The organism is Brucella sp. BE17, from assembly GCF_039545455.1.
Lineage (GTDB): Bacteria > Pseudomonadota > Alphaproteobacteria > Rhizobiales > Rhizobiaceae > Brucella.
Genome location: NZ_CP154468.1, coordinates 1,241,685 through 1,261,077, shown reverse-complemented (window position 1 = coordinate 1,261,077; position 19,393 = coordinate 1,241,685). Strand labels below are relative to the sequence as shown.

Sequence of the window (19,393 nt, the reverse complement as noted above, 5' to 3'; positions counted from 1 at the left end):
AGACCGCTGATGACAACCCGTACCCGTATGAATGTCTATTTCGACCCGGACCTGCTCAAACAGGTCGACGCGCTGTCGTTGCGCCGACAGGTATCGAAGTCCGCTATTATCGAGGCAGCCGTCGCGTCCTTCCTGTCGGGCGACACGTCGGATCGGCTGGAAGCAGCCATGTCGCGCCGCCTTGACAAGATCGGCCGACAGGTCGACACGCTAGATGAAGACGTCGCCGTCCTCGGTGAGACCCTTTCTTTGTTTGTCCGCTTCTGGTTGACGATGACCCCTCCGTTGCCGGAAAGCGCGAAGCAATCCTCGCGGATCAAGGGGAATGAGCGGTTCGAGGGCTTCATGCAGAATCTCGGCCGCAGGCTGGCGACTGGCGACAGGTTCCTCAAGGAAATCTCGCGTGAGGTGCCGGCAGAGCAGGCGCCTCATGATGATGATTAGAACGGTGTGAGGAATGCGCGTCGATTCTGGCACTCTTCGGGGAACTGCAAGATGCGTGATTTATGCGGCCTGGCCTCTGGCAGCGAAAGCGCCGGGTGGCGTGCCGACATGTCGCGAGAACGCCATGCTGAAGGAACTGACGGACCCGTATCCGACACGGCTCGCGAGCTCGGCCATTGCGATGTTTCCTCCTATCAGCATGTCCTTTGCCACTGCCATCCGCCAGGCAGTTACATATTCCATAGGCGCTGATCCGACCTCGCAGTTAAAGCGGTGGAAGAAGGTTGAGCGGGACATACCCGCTGCGGCGGCCAAGCCTTGAACGGACAGACTGGCACTGGGGTCGGCGTGGATTTTCCGCAGTGCCAAGGCAAGTCTTCGATCAGCAAGGCCGCGGAGCAAACCTGGTTCTGCCATCGTGCTCTCGACGGAGCGCAGGGCCTCAACCAAAAGCAGCTCCAGAAGCCGCCCGAGCACCATGTCACGGGCCGCGAGATTGCTTTGCGTCTCTTCCTGAATCATCTGGCCAAGCGCAATCAGGCGGCGTTGTGCGCGCACATGGACGACCGCCGGCAGCAGTGAAACGAGCAGCTCCCGGTCCGGCGAGGCAAAGTTGCAGTGGCCCACCAAGCACCGCACCTCGATCGGCGCGTCCTGCTCGCCCAAGCGGAAAATGCCTGGACCAGTCTCCAGCGGCAGATGCGGTGCACCGCTTTGTGGAGGGTTGATGCTTGACATGGTGAAATCGAAAACTTCGGGCACCAGCACAAAGTCCCCCGCTTCAAGTACAAGCGGTGGACGGTTTTGAATCGTCAGCAGACACGTGCCTTCGACCATTGCGCAGTAGAACGGGTTTGTCATGTTCGTACGCGTGACGCGCCAGCGACCACCGCCACTGACAAGCTTGGCGATAGACGGCTCTGGCTTGAGCAATGCGACGACGCTGGCGAGGGGGTCAGTTGTCGAAATGGTCAAGTTTCGGACTTTTGCTGAATGATGATGGACTTATAAATATAGGAAGTCCGGGTATTTTGTCTATCTCTCATCGTACAAACGACAGGAGATACACTCATGCCAAAAATTCTTATCACCGGTGCCTCAACGGGCTTCGGCCTTGCAACAGCAGAGCTATTCCTCGCTCAAGGTTGGGATGTTGTCGCAACCATGCGCACACCGCAGGAACAGACAATGCCGGAGCACGATCGCCTGCAAATCCTGGCCCTCGATGTCACGGATGCAGACAGCATCGCACAAGCCGTTGCAGACGTCGGTGTTGTCGATGCGCTCGTCAACAATGCTGGGGTCGGCATGCTGAACGTGCTGGAGGGCGTAGATATCGCCAAGGCCCGTGAGCTTTTCGAGACCAATGTCATTGGTACGATGGCTATGACTCAGGCTGTTCTGCCGGGCATGCGTGCGCGACAAACCGGTGTCATCGTGAACATCAGTTCCAGCGTCACGCTGCGCCCGTTTCCGGCGCTGTCGGTCTACAGCGCCAGCAAGGCCGCCATTAATACGTTCACGGAAAGCCTCGCCCTTGAGGCAGCGCAGTTCGGCATCCGGATCAGGCTAGTCCTGCCAGGATCAGCTCCGACGACAGCCTTTGGAAAGAACGCCGTGGCACGCATGGGTATGAACGTCCCGGCGCCCTACGAGGCTTTCGTGCAAGACTATTTCGCCACGATGCGCACCTCGACCGAAAAAACAGAGGTTGGCGATGTGGCACAGGCCGTGTGGCGGGCCGTGACAGACCCGGGCGCGCCGATGCGTCTGCCGGCGGGTGCCGATGCCGAAGCAATTTACAATGAGACCGCCGCCGAGGCCAGAAACTGAACGCACTGGACTTTTTGACCCAGCAGCCCGTTGAGGGGCAATGAAGGATGATACATGAACAATCTTATTGATCTGTCACGGTCAATCTCAGCGCCCCCAGCGGCGCTGACCGTAGCCTATACCCCGATCCTCTTGCCGATGGCAGGACGCGCGCCGCTTGAACTGCGTGTGACTGCACCAGCCAAAGGCGATGCCTTGCCCATCGTGCTGCTGTCGCATGGGGCAGGGCCATCAAAGTATATTCCGTCTAAAGATGGCTATGCACCTTTGGCGCAGTTTTGGGCTGAACGCGGTTTTGCCGTGATTCAGCCAACCCATGGAAATTCGCCCGTCGGTGGTCTGCCGCAGGACGCCCCCGGCGCGCCCTACTTCTGGCGCCAACGCGTGACTGAGATTACAGCAATTCTTGACCAACTAAATGAAGTGGAACGGCAGGGGCCAGCAATAGCAGGTCGGCTTGATCATCAGCGCATTGCGGTGGCAGGTCACTCGTTTGGCGGCCATACCGTTAGCTTGCTGCTGGGCGCGCGACTTGCAGGGGAAAGCTTCGCCGACCCGCGGATACGCGCAGGGGTCCTGCTTGCAGCACCAGGTCGGGGCGGAAGCGACCTATTCGCGCAAAGCGCAGCCCGTTTTCCGTTTTTCGACGTGGATTTCACGCTTATGAAAGCGCCCAGTCTGGTGGTCTGCGGCGCTGACGACGCCCCGCACTTCACAGGGCGCGGACCGGAATGGCATGCAGACGCGTTTTACGACAGCCCGGATGCCCAGGCACTTGTCACGGTGTACGGTGTTGGTCATGGATTGGGGGGAATCGCCGGGCTGGATGCGAAGGAAACCGAGATCGAGGCACCTGAGAGCCTTGAAGCGACTCGGCGGTTGACCTTGGCTTGGCTTCGCAACGTCCTGGACGTTGATAAGGATACCTGGCCAGCCGCAATAAGTTCACTCGACGGACCAGCACGTACCTTGGCGAAGGTAACGCTGGCTACCACTCCCTAAGGCCATGATGGCGGTTACCCTATTCTTTCAAAGCGATTAGGTCAGAGGTTGCCGATTGATCCAAAGCTCGACATCCCGCTTCCATCTACACCTGAGGCATAACCTCTCCGATTTCCCGCCGATCACCGCCCATGGCCGCGCGCGCGTAAATACTTGTTGAACCGCCCCAATTTCGGGATTTCTTAATCGACCCCATTGCGGGGACCGTCTGTCGCGCCCCGCGAGAAATCGGGGCCGATATGACTGCACACCACCATAAACCTGAGGCTATCGCACGCGGCGCGCAAATGCTGCGCACGGCGCTTGGGGCCTCTATTGCCCGGTTTCTGGAAGATCCCGGTGTGGTGGAGGTGATGCTGAACCCGGATGGTCGCATCTGGGTGGACCGGCTGTCGGAAGGGCTGGCCGATACGGGGGAGAAGCTATCCGCCGCCGATGGCGAGCGGATCGTGCGGCTTGTCGCCCATCATGTTGGCGCGGAGGTTCATGCCCGCAACCCGCGTGTGTCGGCTGAGCTGCCCGAAACTGGCGAGCGGTTCGAGGGGCTTCTGCCGCCTGTCGTCGCGGCACCTGTCTTCGCCATCCGCAAGCCTGCCGTCGCGGTGTTCACGCTTGATGATTATGTGACCGCCGGAATCATGACCGGCCTTCAGGCGGAGGTGCTACGCCTGAACGTCGCCACGCGCGCCAACATCCTTGTGGCTGGCGGCACGTCCACCGGCAAAACCACACTGACCAATGCGTTGCTGGCCGAGGTGGCGAAGACCTCGGATCGCGTGGTCATCATTGAAGACACGCGCGAGCTGCAATGCGCCGCGCCCAATCTCGTGGCCATGCGGACCAAGGATGGCGTGGCGACGCTCTCCGATCTGGTCCGCTCATCGTTGCGGCTTCGCCCTGATCGCATCCCGGTCGGGGAGGTGCGTGGTTCCGAAGCGCTTGATCTGCTCAAAGCCTGGGGAACGGGACATCCCGGCGGCATTGGCACCATTCATGCCGGTTCAGGCATCGGTGCCCTGCGCCGCCTCGAGCAGCTCATCCAGGAAGCTGTCATCACCGTCCCGCGCGCGCTGATCGCCGAGACCATCGACCTTGTTGCTGTCCTTGCCGGACGCGGATCTTCCCGCCGCCTGGTCGAACTCGCCCGCGTTGATGGGCTGGGACCAGACGGCGACTACGCCATCACCCCTGCAACCACCTCGAAAGGAGATCCTTCATGATCCGCACGATTTCGCGCGGCTGCCGCATCATGGCAACCACCGCCGCCGTTGTTTCCATCAGCCTGATGCTGGCGCCTGCCGCGCACGCCTCCGGCTCTTCCATGCCCTGGGAGGCACCGCTTCAAAGTATTCTTCAGTCGATCGAGGGGCCGGTCGCCAAAATCATCGCCGTGATCGTCATTATCTCGACAGGTCTGGCGCTGGCCTTCGGCGATACGGGAGGTGGTTTTCGGAAGCTGATCCAGATCGTGTTCGGTCTGTCCATCGCCTTCGCCGCATCAAGCTTCTTCCTGTCGTTCTTCTCCTTCGGCGGCGGAGCGCTCATCTGATGGCGGGCGGTCTCGAACAGCTCGATGCGGTGCCGGGATTTTCGATCCCGGTCCATCGGGCGCTGACCGAGCATATCCTGCTCGGCGGCGCACCGCGCTCCATCGCCATTGTGAACGGCACACTGGCCGGGGCCGTCGGCCTCGGCCTTCGGCTCTGGCTGGTTGGCATCGCCATCTGGGCGGTCGGACACTTCCTCGCGGTTTGGGCAGCTAAACGTGATCCGCTCTTCGTCGAAGTCGGGCGCAGGCATCTGCGCATCCCTGGTCATTTGTCGGTGTGAGGGCGCGAGCATGATGAACCTCACTGAATATCGCGGCACCTCCGCTCGCCTTTCCGACTATCTGCCATGGGCAGCCTTGGCCGGCCCCGGCATTGTGCTGAACAAGGATGGCAGCTTCCAGAGGACAGCGAAATTTCGTGGCCCGGATCTGGATTCTGCTGTCGCCGCCGAATTGGTCGCCGTCGCTGGCCGCATCAACAACGCCGTGCGGCGTCTCGGCTCCGGCTGGTCGATCTTCGTCGAGGCGCAGCGTTCTGAGGCCGCGACCTATCCTGACAGCCAATTTCCCGATCCGGCTTCCGCACTGGTCGATGCCGAGCGCAAGGCAGGGTTCGAGGAAGCGGGCATGCATTTCGTGTCCGGCTACTTCCTGACCTTCCTCTGGCTGCCGCCTGCGGAAGACGCGGCCCGCGCCGAAACCTGGCTCTATGAGGGCCGCGAACAATCAGGTGTTAATCCGCATGAACTGATGCGCGGCTTCATCGACCGCACCGACCGCGTGCTGGCGCTATTCGACGGCTTCATGCCGGAATGTCGCTGGCTGGATGATGGTGGCACGCTGACCTATCTGCATGCCACCATCTCGACCAACCGTCATCGCGTCCGCGTACCCGAAGTGCCGATGCACCTCGATGCGCTGCTGGCCGACCAGCCCCTGACCGGCGGGCTGGAACCGCGTCTTGGCGACCAGCATCTGCGCGCCCTGACTATCATCGGTTTCCCGACAGCGACCACGCCCGGCCTGCTCGACGAAATGAACCGGCTCGCGTTCCCGTATCGCTGGTCCACCCGCGCCATCCTCATCGACAAGACGGATGCGACGAAACTCCTCACAAAAATCCGCCGCCAGTGGTTCGCCAAGCGGAAGAGCATCGCCGCGATCCTCAAGGAGGTGATGACCAACGAACAATCGGTGCTGGTGGACACCGATGCGTCCAACAAGGCGCTCGATGCCGACATGGCCTTGCAGGAACTCGGCGCTGACGTCGCGGGCATGGCCTATGTCACAGCCACTGTCACGGTCTGGGACGCCGATCCCCGTATGGCTGACGAGAAGCTGCGTCTGGTCGAGAAAATCATTCAGGGCCGCGACTTCACGGCCATGCCGGAAACCGTCAATGCCGTCGATGCCTGGCTCGGCTCGATCCCCGGACACGCTTACGCCAATGTCCGGCAGCCACCGATCTCGACGCTCAACCTTGCCCACATGATCCCGCTATCGGCCGTGTGGGCGGGGCCGGAACGGAACGAACACCTCGGAGCGCCCCCCTTGCTATATGGCAAGACCGAAGGTTCGACGCCGTTCCGGCTTTCTCTTCATGTCGGCGACGTGGGCCATACCCTCGTCGTTGGCCCGACCGGCGCGGGCAAGTCCGTGCTGCTGGCGCTGATGGCGCTGCAATTCCGCCGCTATGAACGCAGCCAGATCTTCGCCTTCGATTTCGGGGGCTCGATCCGGGCATCCGCGCTCGCCATGGGTGGCGACTGGCATGATCTCGGCGGCGAGTTGACCGAGGGATCAGAAGTTTCCGTCTCCCTGCAACCATTAGCGCGGATCGATGACGCTTATGAGCGATCATGGGCCGCTGACTGGATCGCCGCCATTCTGATGCGTGAAGGCATGACCATCACGCCGGAAGTGAAGGAGCATATCTGGACGGCGCTGAACTCGCTGGCATCCGCACCCGTCAGCGAGCGCACCATCACCGGCCTTGCGGTCCTGCTGCAATCCAATGACCTCAAGCAAGCGCTGCGACCCTATTGCATCGGCGGCGCCTATGGCCGGTTGCTCGACGCGGAGGCGGAACATCTCGGCCACGCCGATGTGCAAGCCTTCGAGATCGAAGGACTGGTGGGCACAGGCGCTGCGCCGGCTGTTCTGGCCTATCTGTTTCATCGCATCGGCGACCGGCTCGATGGTCGGCCAACCCTCCTCATCATCGACGAAGGTTGGCTGGCGCTGGATGACGAGGGGTTCGCCAACCAGCTCCGCGAGTGGTTGAAGACGCTCAGGAAGAAGAACGCTTCCGTCATCTTCGCCACGCAGTCGCTCTCGGACATTGACGGGAGCAACATCGCGCCCGCCATCATCGAAAGCTGCCCGACACGGCTGCTTCTGCCGAACGAACGCGCGATCGAGCCACAGATCACTACGATCTATCGGCGCTTCGGTCTCAATGACCGGCAGATCGAGATCCTCGCACGGGCCACGCCCAAGCGGGATTATTACTGCCAGTCGCGGCGCGGCAATCGGTTATTCGAGCTGGGCCTGTCCGAAGTCGGCCTCGCGCTCTGCGCCGCATCATCCAAAACCGATCAGACCCGCATCGCCGATCTTGTCGCCGAGCATGGGCAGGACGGCTTCCTCGCCGCCTGGCTGCGCGATCGCGGCGTCGAATGGGCGGCGGAGCTGATCCCCGATCTCACCAATCTCATCCCCCAGACCGAAAAGGAGTCCTGACTATGACGATCCGTCTTTCCCGTTCGCGGGCCATGCTCATGGCGGCAACCATGCTTGTCGCACCGCTTGCGCTCTCGCCCATGCTGACCAGTCCGGCCCATGCGCAGTTCGGCTTCGGCCGCATTGTCTATGACCCGACCAACTATGCCCAGAACCTGCTCACGGCCGCGCGAACGCTGGAGCAGATCAACAACCAGATCACCTCGCTTCAGAACGAAGCGCAGATGCTCATCAATCAGGCTCGCAATCTTACCAGCCTGCCATATTCCTCGCTCCAGACCTTGCAGCAGAATGTGCAGCGCACGCAGCAGCTCCTGAGCCAGGCCCAAAACATCGCCTTCGACGTGCAGAACGTCGATCAGATGTTCAGCCAAAAATACGGCAATGTCTCGCTGTCGGCCACCGATACCCAGCTTGTCGAAGATGCCCGTTCGCGCTGGCAGAACACAGTTGGCGGTTTGCAGGATGCCATGCGCGTGCAGGCTGGCGTTGTCGGCAATATCGACACCAACCGCGCCGAGATGTCCGCCTTGGTCGGGCAGAGCCAGAACGCCACCGGCGCCTTGCAGGCAACACAGGCGGGCAACCAGCTTCTCGCCCTCCAGTCGCAGCAGCTTTCCGACCTGATCGCGCTGATGTCGGCCAATGGTCGGTCCGAAGCGCTGATCGAGGCCGAGCGGGCCACCGCCGCCGAACAGGGCCGCGTTCAGCGCGAGCGCTTCCTCACGCCGGGATCGGGCTACCAGCCCGGCAATGCCCGGATGTTCGGCAACGGCAACAACTGACCGGACAGGAGGGGCGCGACATGGACGGCAAGATGCTGGCACGGCTGGGCGCGATCATATTCGTGGCTATCGCCATCACCGCCACGGTGATCGAAATGACCCGCGAAGATGATCCGGCGCAGAACCGACCTGCGCCATCGCTTCAGCCCTCTGCCGATCCGCTGCGCCAGAGCCTTCGCCACTGCCAGCAGTTAGGCGAGGCCGCCGTGAACGATCCCGGTTGCCTCGCCACCTGGGCCGAGAACCGCGACCGCTTTCTCGGCCGGACGCCGGTGCCCGCCGCCCCGCATCAGAACGGGGGAGAGTGAACCATGGGCGGCACCGGCGTCATCGACTCGTTTCTAGGCGTATTCACCTCCTATATTGACAGCGGCTTCGGTCTGCTTGGCGGGGAAGTCGCCTTCATCGCCACCACGTTGATCGTCATCGACGTGACGCTGGCCGCACTGTTCTGGTCTTGGGGTGCGGATGACGACATCATCGCCCGGCTGGTCAAGAAAACGCTCTTCGTTGGTGTCTTCGCCTATCTGATCGGCAACTGGAACAATCTCGCCCAGATCATCTTCAACAGTTTTGCCGGTCTGGGCCTCAAGGGATCGGGCACCGGCTTTTCCGCCGCCGATCTGCTGCGTCCCGGCAAGGTGGCGCAGACCGGCCTTGATGCTGGTCGCCCGTTGCTCGAATCCATCTCCGACATGATGGGCTACTGGTCGTTCTTCGAGAACTTCATCCAGATCGCCTGTCTGATGTTTGCCTGGGTGTTGGTGCTGCTCGCCTTCTTCATTCTGGCCGTGCAGCTCTTCGTCACGCTGATCGAGTTCAAGCTGACCACGCTGGCCGGTTTTGTGCTGATCCCCTTCGGCCTCTTCGGCAAGACCGCCTTCATGGCTGAGCGCGTTCTGGGCAATGTCGTTTCCTCCGGCATCAAGGTGCTGGTCCTGGCCGTCATCATCGGCATCGGATCGACGCTGTTTTCACAGTTCACGGCAGGCTTCGGCGGTGTGACGCCGACTATCGATGATGCCATGGCGATCGTGCTAGCCGCGCTCTCCCTTCTTGGTCTCGGCATATTCGGTCCCGGTATCGCTTCCGGTCTCGTCTCAGGCGGCCCGCAGCTTGGCGCAGGTGCTGCCGTTGGAACCGGCCTTGCCGCAGGCGGCATGATGCTTGCCGGGGGTGCCGCCGCAGGCATGGCCGCGAAGGGAGGAGCAGCTGCGCTCTCTGGGGGAGCGGCTGCCGTGCGGGGTGGTGCTGCCGCCGCAGGTGCGGCGAGCGCCGCCTATAGTGTCGGTTCGCTTGGCCAGTCCGGCGCTGCCGGTGTTGCCTCGGGTCTGGTTGGTGTTGCCCGTGCCGCAGGCTCCGCCGCCGCATCGCCCCTGAAACGTGCTGCCTCGAAGGCATCTGAAAGCGTCAAGTCCAGCTTTTCCGATGGAGCGCGTGCCGGCTTCGGCGTCACTGGCGGCTCTTCCACGGCTGGAGCCGTCGGAGGCGCCAGCGAGGCCGCCAGCGCTGCCCCATCGCCCTCCGCGCAGGCTGGCGGCTCTCCGGCATGGGCAAAGCAGATGCACCGCAAGCAGACACTCAGTCACGGCACGTCGATGGCCGCCCATGCCGTGCGCTCCGGCGACAGCCATGGCGGCGGCTCCTCCATCAATCTTTCTGAAAGTGACCGCTCATGAACATCTTCAAACGTCCATCGGCCCATTACGGCAAATCGCCCGAACCCGAGACGCCTTACCAGAAGGCTGCTCAAGCGTGGGATGAACGCATCGGCTCGGCTCGCGTACAGGCAAAGAACTGGCGCATCATGGCCTTTGGTTCGCTGATCCTCTCAGCCGGTTTCGCCTCTGCCCTTGTCTGGCAATCGGCGCGTGGGACTGTGGTGCCCTGGGTAGTGCAGGTCGATAATCTCGGCCAGTCGCAGGCCGTTGCGCCCGCCGTGGCTGAATACCGTCCGACCGATCCCCAGATTGCGTTTCATCTCGGCCGCTTCATCGAGCAGACACGCTCTATCCCGTCCGACGCCATCATCGTGCGGCAGAACTGGCTCCGCGCCTACGAGTTCACCACGGATCGAGGTGCGGCAACACTCAATGATTACGCCCGCGCCAATGATCCGTTCACCAAGGTCGGCAGGCAGCAGATTGCGGTTGAAGTGTCGTCGGTGATCCGCGCCTCGAATGACAGCTTCCGTGTCGCCTGGACGGAGCGTCATTATGAGAACGGCCAGCTCTCCACGACCGAACGCTGGACCGCGATCCTGACCATCGTGATTCAGACCCCGCGCGACGCGGATCGCCTGCGCGCCAATCCGCTCGGCATCTACGTCAACGCAATCTCATGGTCGCGGGAGATGAGCCAATGACCCGCACGATGATCCGTAAAGCCGCGTTCCCGGCTTTCCGTAAACCCGCTTTGGCTGCTTTGTTGCTGTCCGCCACCATGCTCGCCGGCTGCGCAACCAACCGCACCCCGCAGTTCAGCTATGATGCCGATGTGCCAGCGCTTCCCGTCGTGCCGGCAGCCGTTGCCGATGACCGGCCCCGGCCTTTGCACACGCCGCCGGCATGGACTGTGGCGCGCGGCGGGACCGTTGCCACGACGCCGACTGGCCGCGTCGAGAACGCCAATGCCGCCGCCCGGGTCGAGCCGCGGCGTGAGGGCTACTATAATGCCATCCAGATCTACCCCTGGTCGGAAGGGGCGCTGTTTCAGGTCTATACCGCACCGGGGCAGATCACGACAATCGCGCTGGAGCCGGGCGAAAGCCTGACCGGCGCGGGACCGATTGCGGCAGGCGACACCGCCCGCTGGATCATTGGCGATACCGAAAGCGGATCGGGTACAAGCCGCCGCGTCCATATCTTCGTCAAACCGACCCGTGAGGATATTTCCACCAATCTTGTCATCAGCACGGATCGCCGTGTCTATCTCATTGAGCTTCGCGCCCGCGCGGCGCTCTATATGCCCGCTGTGGCCTGGGCCTATCCCGCGCTACCTGCTGGTCAGCGTGTAGCCGTTCCCGCCGCGCCCATCATCCCTGTCGAGACGGCCCGTAACTATCGTTACGGACTGACTGGAGACACGCCACCGTGGCGGCCCATCTCCGTCTTCGACGATGGCCGCCGTGTCTATGTCGTCTTCCCGCGCGGCATCGTGCAGGGCGAGATGCCGCCAATCTTCGTCATCGGTTCCGAGGGTGAAACGCAGATCGTCAACAGCCGCATCCACCAGAACATCCTGATCGTGGATCGCCTGTTCGGTGTTGCCGAACTGCGCCTTGGCAGCGGTGATCGCCAGCAGACCGTCAGGATCGTCCGCGTCGAACAAAGGCAGGCGGCCCAGCCCGCAAAGACCGGGGAGACTCCGTCATGAGCGAAGAGACGACCACCAACGCGCCTCCTATGCGCCTGCGCGCCGAGCCGCCGCGTGTCACCCGCCTGTCGCGCAAGATGCTGGCTGGTGTTGGCGCCATCGCGCTCCTCGGCATTGGTGGCGCACTGATCTATGCGCTCCAGACCCGCGACATGAGCGGCAGCGGCGAAGAACTCTATTCAACCGAGAACCGCCCCACAGCGGACGGGCTGGCCGGTCTGCCGCGTGATTATACCGGCCCCGTCCTGGGACCAGCTTTGCCGGGCGACCTCGGCGGCCCAATCCTCGACGCCCAGAACAGGGGGCAACCCGTTACGCCGCCCGCTATGGCAACACCAACCCGCGATCCTGCCGAGGAGCGCCGTCTTGCCGAGGAAGAAGCGGCACGTCTTAGCACCGTGTTCTTCCAGTCGGGGCAGCGATCAGCAACGATACCTGGCTCCAATATGCCGGGCCTCGCTGGCCTTGACCTTGGCGGTCAGCCCGCCACGCAGGACCGGCACACGGCATTTCTGAATGGTCCGGTGGATCGCCAGACCGTTGCCATGGATCGGATCATGGCGCCAGCCTCGCCTTATATCCTTCAGGCTGGGGCCGTAATCCCGGCTGCTATGATTACCGGCATCCGTTCCGATCTGCCTGGCCAGATCACCGCGCAGGTCACGGAAAATGTCTATGACAGCCCGACCGGCTCGCTTCTGCTTATCCCGCAGGGCACGCGCATCATCGGCCAATATGATGCCGGCGTGCAGTTCGGCCAGCGCCGCGTGCTGCTCGTCTGGAACCGCCTGATCCTGCCCAATGGCCGCTCCATCGTTCTGGAGCGCCAGCCCGGTGCTGACGCTTCCGGCTATGCCGGTCTGGAGGATGGCGTCGATTACCACTGGTGGGATCTGATGAAGGCGGCGGGCCTGTCCACTCTGCTCGGCATCGGCACGGAACTGGCGACCGACGACGAGGATCGCCTGATCCGCGCCATCCGCGACGGGGCGCAGGACACTATCAATCAGGCCGGACAGCAGATCGTCCAGCGCCAGTTGCAGGTCGCGCCAACGTTGACCATCCGGCCGGGCTATCCGGTCAGGGTCATCGTCACCCGAGATCTCATACTCGAACCTTACAGGAACTGACCATGACGAAGCTGAAACTCGGACCGCTTGTTGAGGACAAACCCGTCAAAGTGACGGTGGAACTGTCGGGCGCGCTCCACCGTGATCTTATCGCCTATGCCGAGGTGCTGGCCCGCGAAAGCGGCCAGACCGCAGCCGATCCCGTCCGGCTCATCGTGCCGATGCTGGAGCGTTTCATCGCCACAGATCGGGGGTTCGCAAAGGCGCGTCGTCTGGGGAGCTAATTCGCTGCGATGCCGCGCAAGGCACCATTTGCATGTGCTTCTCTGAGCGAGGTCATATAAACGAAGAATTCACATGCGGCAGATGTGCTGTTCTGTTTACCTAAGTAGGGCTGGGGGCTGAGGGTTCTTGGGGATAAACGTTTACGCCAATAAGACGGTGATTATCGATCACTCCCATCAGGAACTCGTGGATACCTCCACCGAAGGAAATCCGACAGAGGGCGCGATAGACGGGCTACGGCTTCAATATGTCTTCCGCCGCAAGACTACGAAGGGGCATGACCGTGATGGAAATCCGCTAGTCTATGCTCTCAAGGAGATGAACGGCTACCGTATGCAGCCAATGTACCATCAGATGCTCTACAAGCGCGCCGATGAGATCCTGACAGCATTCGTCGGCGATTTGGACGTAGATGTCCTTGTCGATGTTCCGTCGAGTAAGCCCTTGTGTCGTTCGTTTGCGAAGCAAGTGTCGAAGGCGTCGGGATTGCCGCTCGTAGAATCGAGCTTTCTACGCAAGCGGATGGTCGGTGAGGTTCTGGACGCTATCGATGCCGGCTTTCCGCAGTTCGCGAAAGATCGTGATGAAAGAGCCTTCAAAGCTGCACTCGGCCAACTGAGAAGGGCAAAGCGGGACACGGATTTCCAGATGAAGGAAGTCGCCAAACCGATGCGGCGTTTCTTTCAGCCGTTTACCATAAGCGGAGAAGTGCCCGTCCTGGAAGGGCAGCGGATTGCGCTGATCGACGACCTTGTGTCGTCGGGAACATCTATTATCTCTGTGGCGGAATGTCTGCGAGAGCAGGGTGCGATCGTCCAGCGTGGGGTGTGTCTGTTGAGCGACCTGAACGCGGTCCGCGCTTCCTGATGATTGACATTTGAGGCTTGTTACGCTATCTTTCCACCCATCAAGACAGACCGTGCCTATGCCTCACGGTCTCAAAACATCAAGCACGGCAACGTGCAGGTCCGAGCGGCGCCCGAGGTGGCCATCCTGTAAGGGGAAAAAGCCTCACGATCAGGTATCGGCTGGTCAGGTTCAGGAAGCCGTCACGCTGCGAAGTGTGACGGCTTTTCCTTTCTGGTCGATGTGTGCCGATGTTCATGGTCATCCCTGAACTTCTTTTACGAAGCCGCGCGGAGTAACCACACGGCCTTGTCCGCTCCACTACACCCAGATTAGACGGCAATTTGGAGCGAATGTCGGTATCGGTAGTTGCGTGCCCCCGCAACCAACGATCCCTGAAAATCCATCAAGCCCTTCTTAACGAAGGGCTTTTTTGCGTTTACGGATATGGCGAGAATGCCAGCCAGATCACCGCGAACGTCGATCTCCATCCTGCCATCTGCTGGTGTGAGGACGATTGCATCAACGAGCGAACGGATAGCATCGACAGCTTCCATGCGCGTGTCTTCGCTATCGTGCTGTAGTGTCTCGTAGAGTTGCTGGACGCGTTTGCGATATTGTAGCGCCATATTTGGATGGAGCGCTCATCGGCAGAGGCAAGAAACCCTGTCAGTTCTGCCTTACGGAATTTGAGCTGATCGCCCCGTTCCTTTACCACCTCAATGTAAATAACCTCCTTAGGATAGAGGTCCATCAGTCGGCCTTCTTCCCGAGTGATGGAGACGACTAAAACCACGTCACCAGAAGTTTCGTATCGCTCGCAAACCCATGTGGGTTCGGACATTACAGTGGGTGGTTCCGTCGGTGTTAACGCAGGCGGTCCTGCGGACACCAGCGGTTCGCACGATATCATTATCATAGGCTCGAAAGTCGATACCAAGGAAAAGGCGGCTCGTTCAGCAAGCGACAAGATAACCAGAGCGGAAGCACGGGACATTAGCGAATTCGAAGCACATAGCAGTTCAAAAAAGCTGTTCGGCAAAAAGGCAAGCTACAGCCGGACTGAAACGTCTCCGTTGTCGAATGATTTGAGACAAGTTTGTCTTTAGAAGATTGGAGTTTCCGGCTCTGTTTGCGGTTTGATTTAAGCTGCTTTGGACTGGTGGTTCAAGCGACGCTGTCCGATCGTGTTTCGTTTAATCCTTTCGCGTTCGAGTAGAATGGTTTGGCCGCGCCCGAAGTAGACGTAGGCCGGGGTTAGATTGTCGAGGCTCTCGTGGCATCTGCGATAATTGCAATGCTCGACGAAGGTTGCGATCTGGGCTTCGAGGTCCTCCTTGAAGAAGTAGTTTTCGAGCAGGATGCGGTTCTTGATCGTCTGGTGCCAGCGTTCGATTTTCCCTTGCGTCTGCAATTGCCCAGGCGCGCAATGGACCTGATCGATCTTGTATTTTTGCAGCCATTCACCAAGGTTGGAAGCGACATAACACGAACCGTTGTCCGACAGCAGACGGGGGCGATGCTCGACCTTGACCACGTAATAGCCTGAGCCAACCAGTGCCAGGTTGAGCGTATCGGTGACATCACTGACTTTCATGCTGGTGCACAGTTTCCAGGCGTTGATGATGGACAAGCAATGAACTGGACATCAATATCATCAAAGGCGTAATTTCTGGTGATCATGTGCATATGATGATCTCAATCCCGCCACATCTGGCCGTAAGCGATATCGTGCGTCGTATGCAAGGACGCTCATCCATAAGGTCCGGCGGGAATTCCCCGCCTTAAAAAAAGCGCTACTGGGGTCGCCATTTCTGGGATTGTAGATATTTCTGCACAACAAGCGGCAATGTCACCGATGATGACATACTTCAGTATATCCAGAACCATGCCGACAAACCTACCGTCGCCAACCGTTAGTCGTTTAGTTGATAAAGAGACCGGTAAGTGCATCGGAGCATGTGAAGTCAGCCTCTCGGTCAGTGGAATTTATCCGAATAGTTTCTTTCCGATGCGCGATGAATAGAACTCTCCGATGATGCCTTTTCGGAATACCAGCACGCATGTCATAAAGATAACTCCTGTGACTATGGTGACAGGGAAGTCGGAGGTTGCGAGATAGTTCTGGAGAGCTACAATGAAGGTAGCACCGACGATGGGGCCGATGAGCGTTCCGATGCCGCCCAGAAGCGTCATTAGGATCACTTCGCCCGACATCTGCCAACCCACATCGGTGAGAGTTGCAAACTGGAAGACGAGTGCCTTCATGCCGCCTGCAAGGCCGGCAATAGCTGCCGACATCACGAAAGCGGCCAGTTTGTACTGATCAACGGAATAGCCGAGTGATATGGCACGGCTTTCGTTTTCTCGCACCGATTTCAGAATCATGCCGAAAGGTGAGTTTATAATACGCCAGATCGCAACGATCCCAACCACGAAAAGGGCCAGCACAAGATAATACATGTTCATTGTCTGGTTGAGATCGATGATGCCAAAAAGATAGCCCCGGGGTACGCCCTGAAGGCCGTCTTCGCCATGGGTGAAGGCTGCCTGCAGGCAGAAGAAGAAAAACATCTGCGCCAGTGCCAGCGTGATCATCGTTGAATAAATGCCCTGACGGCGGATTGCGAGATAACCGATTACAAGCCCCAGCGCTGCAGCGGCGAGAATACCGAGTAAAATACCCAGCTCCGGCGTCACACCCCATTCTTTGACCGCATGTGCCGTAACATAGGCAGCGCCGCCAAAGAAGGCTGCGTGGCCGAAGGACAGAATACCGGTATAGCCAATTAGCAGATTGAAGGCCGACGCGAAGAGAGCAAAACACAGCATTTTCATCAGAAATATAGGGTAGACCATGAAGGGGGCTGCGATCAGGCCAAGAAGAGCAATGGCAAGAATGATTGCCGAAAGGCCGTTGAGCGTCCGAGCCTTGGTCTCATGTGGTGAAGCTGTTGCTTTAAGAGTGGTATCAGCCATGTCAGGCTTCCTTCCCGAACAGTCCGGCGGGTCGCACCAGAAGGACGATAGCCATGATAACGAAGATTACGATGTTGGAGGCTTCAGGATAAAACACCTTGGTCAGACCTTCAGCCAGTCCCAGGAGATAGCCGGTGATGATAGCTCCTAGGATCGAGCCCATGCCGCCGACCACGACTACGGCAAAAACCACAATGATGATATTGGATCCCATCAGCGGGCTGACCTGATAGATAGGAGCTGCCAGAATGCCAGCAAGACCGGCAAGGGTGGCACCCAGAGCATAAGTGAAAGTCAGAAGCAGCGGTACGTTGATGCCGAAAGCTCTAACCAGAGTTGGGTTTTCGGATGCAGCACGCAGGTAGGCACCAAGCTTGGTCTTCTCGATGAGTAGCCAGGTACCGATGCAGATCACAAGTGAAACCACCACCACCCATGCGCGATAGTTGGGCAGGAACATGAAGCCGATATTATTGCCACCCGCAAGCGATGCCGGCACGGCATAGGGTTGGCCGGCGGCTCCATAATAATAACGGAAAGTACCTTCGATCACGAGCGCTAGACCGAAGGTGAAGAGCAATCCGTAAAGCGGATCAAGATTATAGAGCCTTGAAAGGGCAGCGCGTTCGATGATGACGCCGCCCAATCCCACGATGAGTGGAGCCAGAATAAGAGCGGGCCAATAACCGATGCCAAGGCCGTTCAAGAGTAGATAGCCGACGAACGCGCCGAGCATATATTGCGCGCCATGGGCAAAATTGATGATGCGTAAAAGCCCGAAGATGATGGCAAGGCCAAGGCTCAGGATTGCATAGAAAGAACCGTTGATCAGGCCGACAAGCAACTGCCCGAGAAGCGCCTGCACAGAGAATCCGAAGATCATTGTCATTGCTTCAGACCCCCAATGCTTCGTTCAGTGCCGTCATGTGTGCTGGCAGTTCGGCGGTTGCGAAATTTCCCGTCACCACGCCATGATCTATCAGATAGAAGCGGTCGGCGACCTTGGCAGCAAAGCGAAAGTTTTGCTCGACCAGAAGCACTGTCATGCCGCGTTTCTTCAACTCAACCAGCAAATCGCCGATGCGCTGAATTATGACGGGGGCTAGCCCTTCGGTAGGTTCATCGAGCAGCATCACCTTCACCCCGGTACGCAGGATGCGGGCAATGGCCAGCATTTGCTGCTCACCGCCCGAAAGCCTGGTTCCCGGAGTGTTGCGGCGTTCGTAGAGATTGGGGAAGAGTTCGTAAATCTCATCGAGTGGCATGCCCCCCTTGGCAACCACCGGGGGAAGCAGTAGGTTTTCATGTACATTGAGCGTTGAAAAAATTCCGCGTTCTTCCGGCACAAAGCCAAGGCCCGTTCTGGCAATGCGATGCAGCGGCACGCGCAGAATGTCTTCGCCTTCTAGTGTGATCGTACCTGTGCGTTTTCGGATAATACCCATAATGGCGCGCAATGTTGTCGTCTTTCCCACGCCGTTGCGGCCCAAGAGTGTGATGGTTTCACCGGGCCAGATATCGAGATCGACTCCGTGCAGGGCATGGCTTTCGCCGTACCAGGCATTGAGCCCTCGCACCGACAGCAGGGGTTGGCCTCTATTCATGTTCGGTTCCCATGTAAGCCGCGCGTACGCGCTCGTCTGTGGAGACGGTGGTATAATTGCCCGATGCGAGGATTTCGCCGCGTTGCAGCACCGTGACGTGGTGAGCGATGTCGGCCACCACCTTGAGATTGTGTTCAACCATCAGCACCGCGCGATCCTTGGCCACGTCGGCGATGAGGGCGGCAATCGTTTGCACGTCTTCGTGGCCCATTCCTGCCATCGGTTCATCAAGCAGCAATACTTTCGGATCAAGTGCCAAAGTGGTGGCGATTTCAAGCGCGCGCTTACGGCCATAAGGCAGATCGGCGGCCAGTGCATGACGGGCATCGACCAGACCCACGCGTTCGATTAGCTCGATCGCCTTGGAATTGAGCTGATCGAGTACGGATAAGGACCGCCAGAACTGCGTTGCCAGACCGCTTGGGCGTTGAAGCGCGACCTTCACATTTTCTAGCACCGTCAGATGCGGGAATGTGGCGGAAATCTGGAACGAGCGCACCAGTCCCATCCGCGCTACCTTTGCGGGATTAGCTTTGGTGATGGTCTCTCCCAGAAGCGTAATTTCGCCGCTTGTCGGCTGAAGGAACTTGGTGAGCAGGTTAAAAACAGTGGTCTTGCCTGCACCGTTAGGCCCTATCAGCGCATGAACGCGGGCATGTTCCACATCGAGGTCGACATTCTTGACCGCATGGAAGCCACCAAAGGACTTGCCCAGCCCGCGTGTCGAAAGTGCGCTGCTGGAAGATGCCTGTTCCGGGGCGGTATATGTGCTCATTGCCTCTCTCGCCGGTTCTGGGTGTGAACAGGCACTCCCAGTGGTTCATCAAAAATGGCGCCGCGTACACCAGATGAGGTCACGGCGCTTTATCGCTGGAATAT

At 59.6% G+C, this 19,393-nt stretch carries 22 protein-coding genes and 1 pseudogene; 16 read left to right on the top strand and 7 right to left on the bottom strand.

Going from position 1 to position 19,393, the window contains the following annotated elements; genetic code table 11:
* Nucleotides 1–9 precede the first annotated feature (9 nt).
* Nucleotides 10–444 (top strand): CopG family transcriptional regulator, encoded by a 435-nt coding sequence (locus tag AAIB41_RS17080; protein ID WP_299363689.1) that lies wholly within the window; start codon nt 10–12, stop codon nt 442–444.
* 60 nt (nt 445–504) lie between these two features.
* On the opposite strand, the gene AAIB41_RS17075 is transcribed toward AAIB41_RS17080, so the two are convergent.
* On the bottom strand, nt 505–1,419 hold the full coding sequence (locus tag AAIB41_RS17075) for an AraC family transcriptional regulator (protein WP_343315190.1): 915 nt from the start codon (nt 1,417–1,419) through the stop codon (nt 505–507).
* A 96-nt stretch (nt 1,420–1,515) separates the two neighbouring features.
* Here AAIB41_RS17075 and AAIB41_RS17070 point away from each other — a divergent pair, with 96 nt between their 5' ends.
* The 14 genes from AAIB41_RS17070 to AAIB41_RS17005 all read left to right on the top strand — a co-directional run bounded on the left by AAIB41_RS17070 (nt 1,516) and on the right by AAIB41_RS17005 (nt 13,952).
* Entirely contained in the window at nt 1,516–2,277 is a 762-nt protein-coding gene (locus tag AAIB41_RS17070; RefSeq protein ID WP_299363686.1) for an SDR family oxidoreductase, read from the top strand.
* Nucleotides 2,278–2,331: 54 nt separating this feature from the next.
* Nucleotides 2,332–3,279, top strand: coding sequence for a dienelactone hydrolase (locus tag AAIB41_RS17065; RefSeq protein WP_343315189.1), 948 nt, complete (start codon nt 2,332–2,334; stop codon nt 3,277–3,279).
* 239 nt (nt 3,280–3,518) lie between these two features.
* A complete protein-coding gene (gene trbB / locus AAIB41_RS17060; RefSeq protein ID WP_299365658.1) occupies nt 3,519–4,499 on the top strand; it encodes a P-type conjugative transfer ATPase TrbB in 981 nt (326 codons plus the stop codon).
* A 29-nt stretch (nt 4,500–4,528) separates the two neighbouring features.
* The gene (locus AAIB41_RS17055; protein WP_299365660.1) at nt 4,529–4,828 is read left to right on the top strand and encodes a TrbC/VirB2 family protein; all 300 of its coding nucleotides are present in this window, start codon (nt 4,529–4,531) and stop codon (nt 4,826–4,828) included.
* Complete coding sequence (locus AAIB41_RS17050) at nt 4,828–5,109, top strand: VirB3 family type IV secretion system protein (protein ID WP_015740165.1); 282 nt, start codon at nt 4,828–4,830, stop codon at nt 5,107–5,109. Before AAIB41_RS17055 ends, AAIB41_RS17050 begins: the two co-directional genes overlap by 1 nt.
* A 10-nt stretch (nt 5,110–5,119) precedes the next feature.
* Nucleotides 5,120–7,570, top strand: a complete 2,451-nt coding sequence (gene trbE / locus AAIB41_RS17045; protein WP_343315188.1) for a conjugal transfer protein TrbE — start codon at nt 5,120–5,122, stop codon at nt 7,568–7,570.
* A 2-nt stretch (nt 7,571–7,572) separates the two neighbouring features.
* A complete protein-coding gene (gene trbJ / locus AAIB41_RS17040) occupies nt 7,573–8,355 on the top strand; it encodes a P-type conjugative transfer protein TrbJ (protein ID WP_343315187.1) in 783 nt (260 codons plus the stop codon).
* 20 nt (nt 8,356–8,375) lie between these two features.
* A complete protein-coding gene (gene trbK-alt / locus AAIB41_RS17035) occupies nt 8,376–8,663 on the top strand; it encodes a putative entry exclusion protein TrbK-alt (RefSeq protein WP_343315186.1) in 288 nt (95 codons plus the stop codon).
* A 3-nt stretch (nt 8,664–8,666) separates the two neighbouring features.
* Nucleotides 8,667–10,034, top strand: coding sequence for a P-type conjugative transfer protein TrbL (gene trbL / locus AAIB41_RS17030; protein WP_343315185.1), 1,368 nt, complete (start codon nt 8,667–8,669; stop codon nt 10,032–10,034).
* Nucleotides 10,031–10,720 (top strand): conjugal transfer protein TrbF, encoded by a 690-nt coding sequence (trbF, locus tag AAIB41_RS17025; RefSeq protein ID WP_343315184.1) that lies wholly within the window; start codon nt 10,031–10,033, stop codon nt 10,718–10,720. Before trbL ends, trbF begins: the two co-directional genes overlap by 4 nt.
* Entirely contained in the window at nt 10,717–11,730 is a 1,014-nt protein-coding gene (gene trbG, locus AAIB41_RS17020) for a P-type conjugative transfer protein TrbG (protein WP_299365343.1), read from the top strand. Before trbF ends, trbG begins: the two co-directional genes overlap by 4 nt.
* Entirely contained in the window at nt 11,727–12,860 is a 1,134-nt protein-coding gene (locus AAIB41_RS17015) for a TrbI/VirB10 family protein (RefSeq protein WP_343315183.1), read from the top strand. The genes trbG and AAIB41_RS17015 overlap by 4 nt, the downstream gene beginning before the upstream one ends.
* Nucleotides 12,861–12,862: 2 nt before the next feature.
* Nucleotides 12,863–13,084, top strand: a complete 222-nt coding sequence (locus AAIB41_RS17010) for a DUF2274 domain-containing protein (RefSeq protein WP_299365347.1) — start codon at nt 12,863–12,865, stop codon at nt 13,082–13,084.
* A gap of 127 nt (nt 13,085–13,211) precedes the next feature.
* On the top strand, nt 13,212–13,952 hold the full coding sequence (locus AAIB41_RS17005) for a hypothetical protein (RefSeq protein WP_343315182.1): 741 nt from the start codon (nt 13,212–13,214) through the stop codon (nt 13,950–13,952).
* Nucleotides 13,953–14,263: 311 nt separating this feature from the next.
* On the opposite strand, the gene AAIB41_RS17000 is transcribed toward AAIB41_RS17005, so the two are convergent.
* Nucleotides 14,264–14,560: a hypothetical protein gene (locus AAIB41_RS17000; protein ID WP_343315180.1), complete on the bottom strand. Its 297-nt coding sequence runs from the start codon at nt 14,558–14,560 to the stop codon at nt 14,264–14,266.
* A gap of 147 nt (nt 14,561–14,707) precedes the next feature.
* Between AAIB41_RS17000 and AAIB41_RS16995 the strand changes: the two genes are divergently transcribed.
* Nucleotides 14,708–15,040, top strand: coding sequence for a hemagglutinin repeat-containing protein (locus tag AAIB41_RS16995; RefSeq protein ID WP_343315179.1), 333 nt, complete (start codon nt 14,708–14,710; stop codon nt 15,038–15,040).
* 35 nt (nt 15,041–15,075) lie between these two features.
* On the opposite strand, the pseudogene AAIB41_RS16990 reads toward AAIB41_RS16995, so the two are convergent.
* The 5 genes and pseudogenes from AAIB41_RS16990 to AAIB41_RS16970 form a co-directional block, all read right to left on the bottom strand.
* A pseudogene (locus AAIB41_RS16990) lies at nt 15,076–15,555 on the bottom strand (integrase core domain-containing protein); the annotation flags it as partial.
* A gap of 365 nt (nt 15,556–15,920) precedes the next feature.
* On the bottom strand, nt 15,921–16,910 hold the full coding sequence (locus AAIB41_RS16985) for a branched-chain amino acid ABC transporter permease (RefSeq protein WP_343315178.1): 990 nt from the start codon (nt 16,908–16,910) through the stop codon (nt 15,921–15,923).
* Between the two features lies 1 nt (nt 16,911).
* Nucleotides 16,912–17,799: a branched-chain amino acid ABC transporter permease gene (locus AAIB41_RS16980; RefSeq protein WP_343315177.1), complete on the bottom strand. Its 888-nt coding sequence runs from the start codon at nt 17,797–17,799 to the stop codon at nt 16,912–16,914.
* A gap of 4 nt (nt 17,800–17,803) precedes the next feature.
* Nucleotides 17,804–18,514 (bottom strand): ABC transporter ATP-binding protein, encoded by a 711-nt coding sequence (locus AAIB41_RS16975; RefSeq protein WP_343315176.1) that lies wholly within the window; start codon nt 18,512–18,514, stop codon nt 17,804–17,806.
* Entirely contained in the window at nt 18,507–19,289 is a 783-nt protein-coding gene (locus AAIB41_RS16970; protein WP_343315175.1) for an ABC transporter ATP-binding protein, read from the bottom strand. The genes AAIB41_RS16975 and AAIB41_RS16970 overlap by 8 nt, the downstream gene beginning before the upstream one ends.
* Between the last annotated feature and the right edge of the window lie 104 nt (nt 19,290–19,393).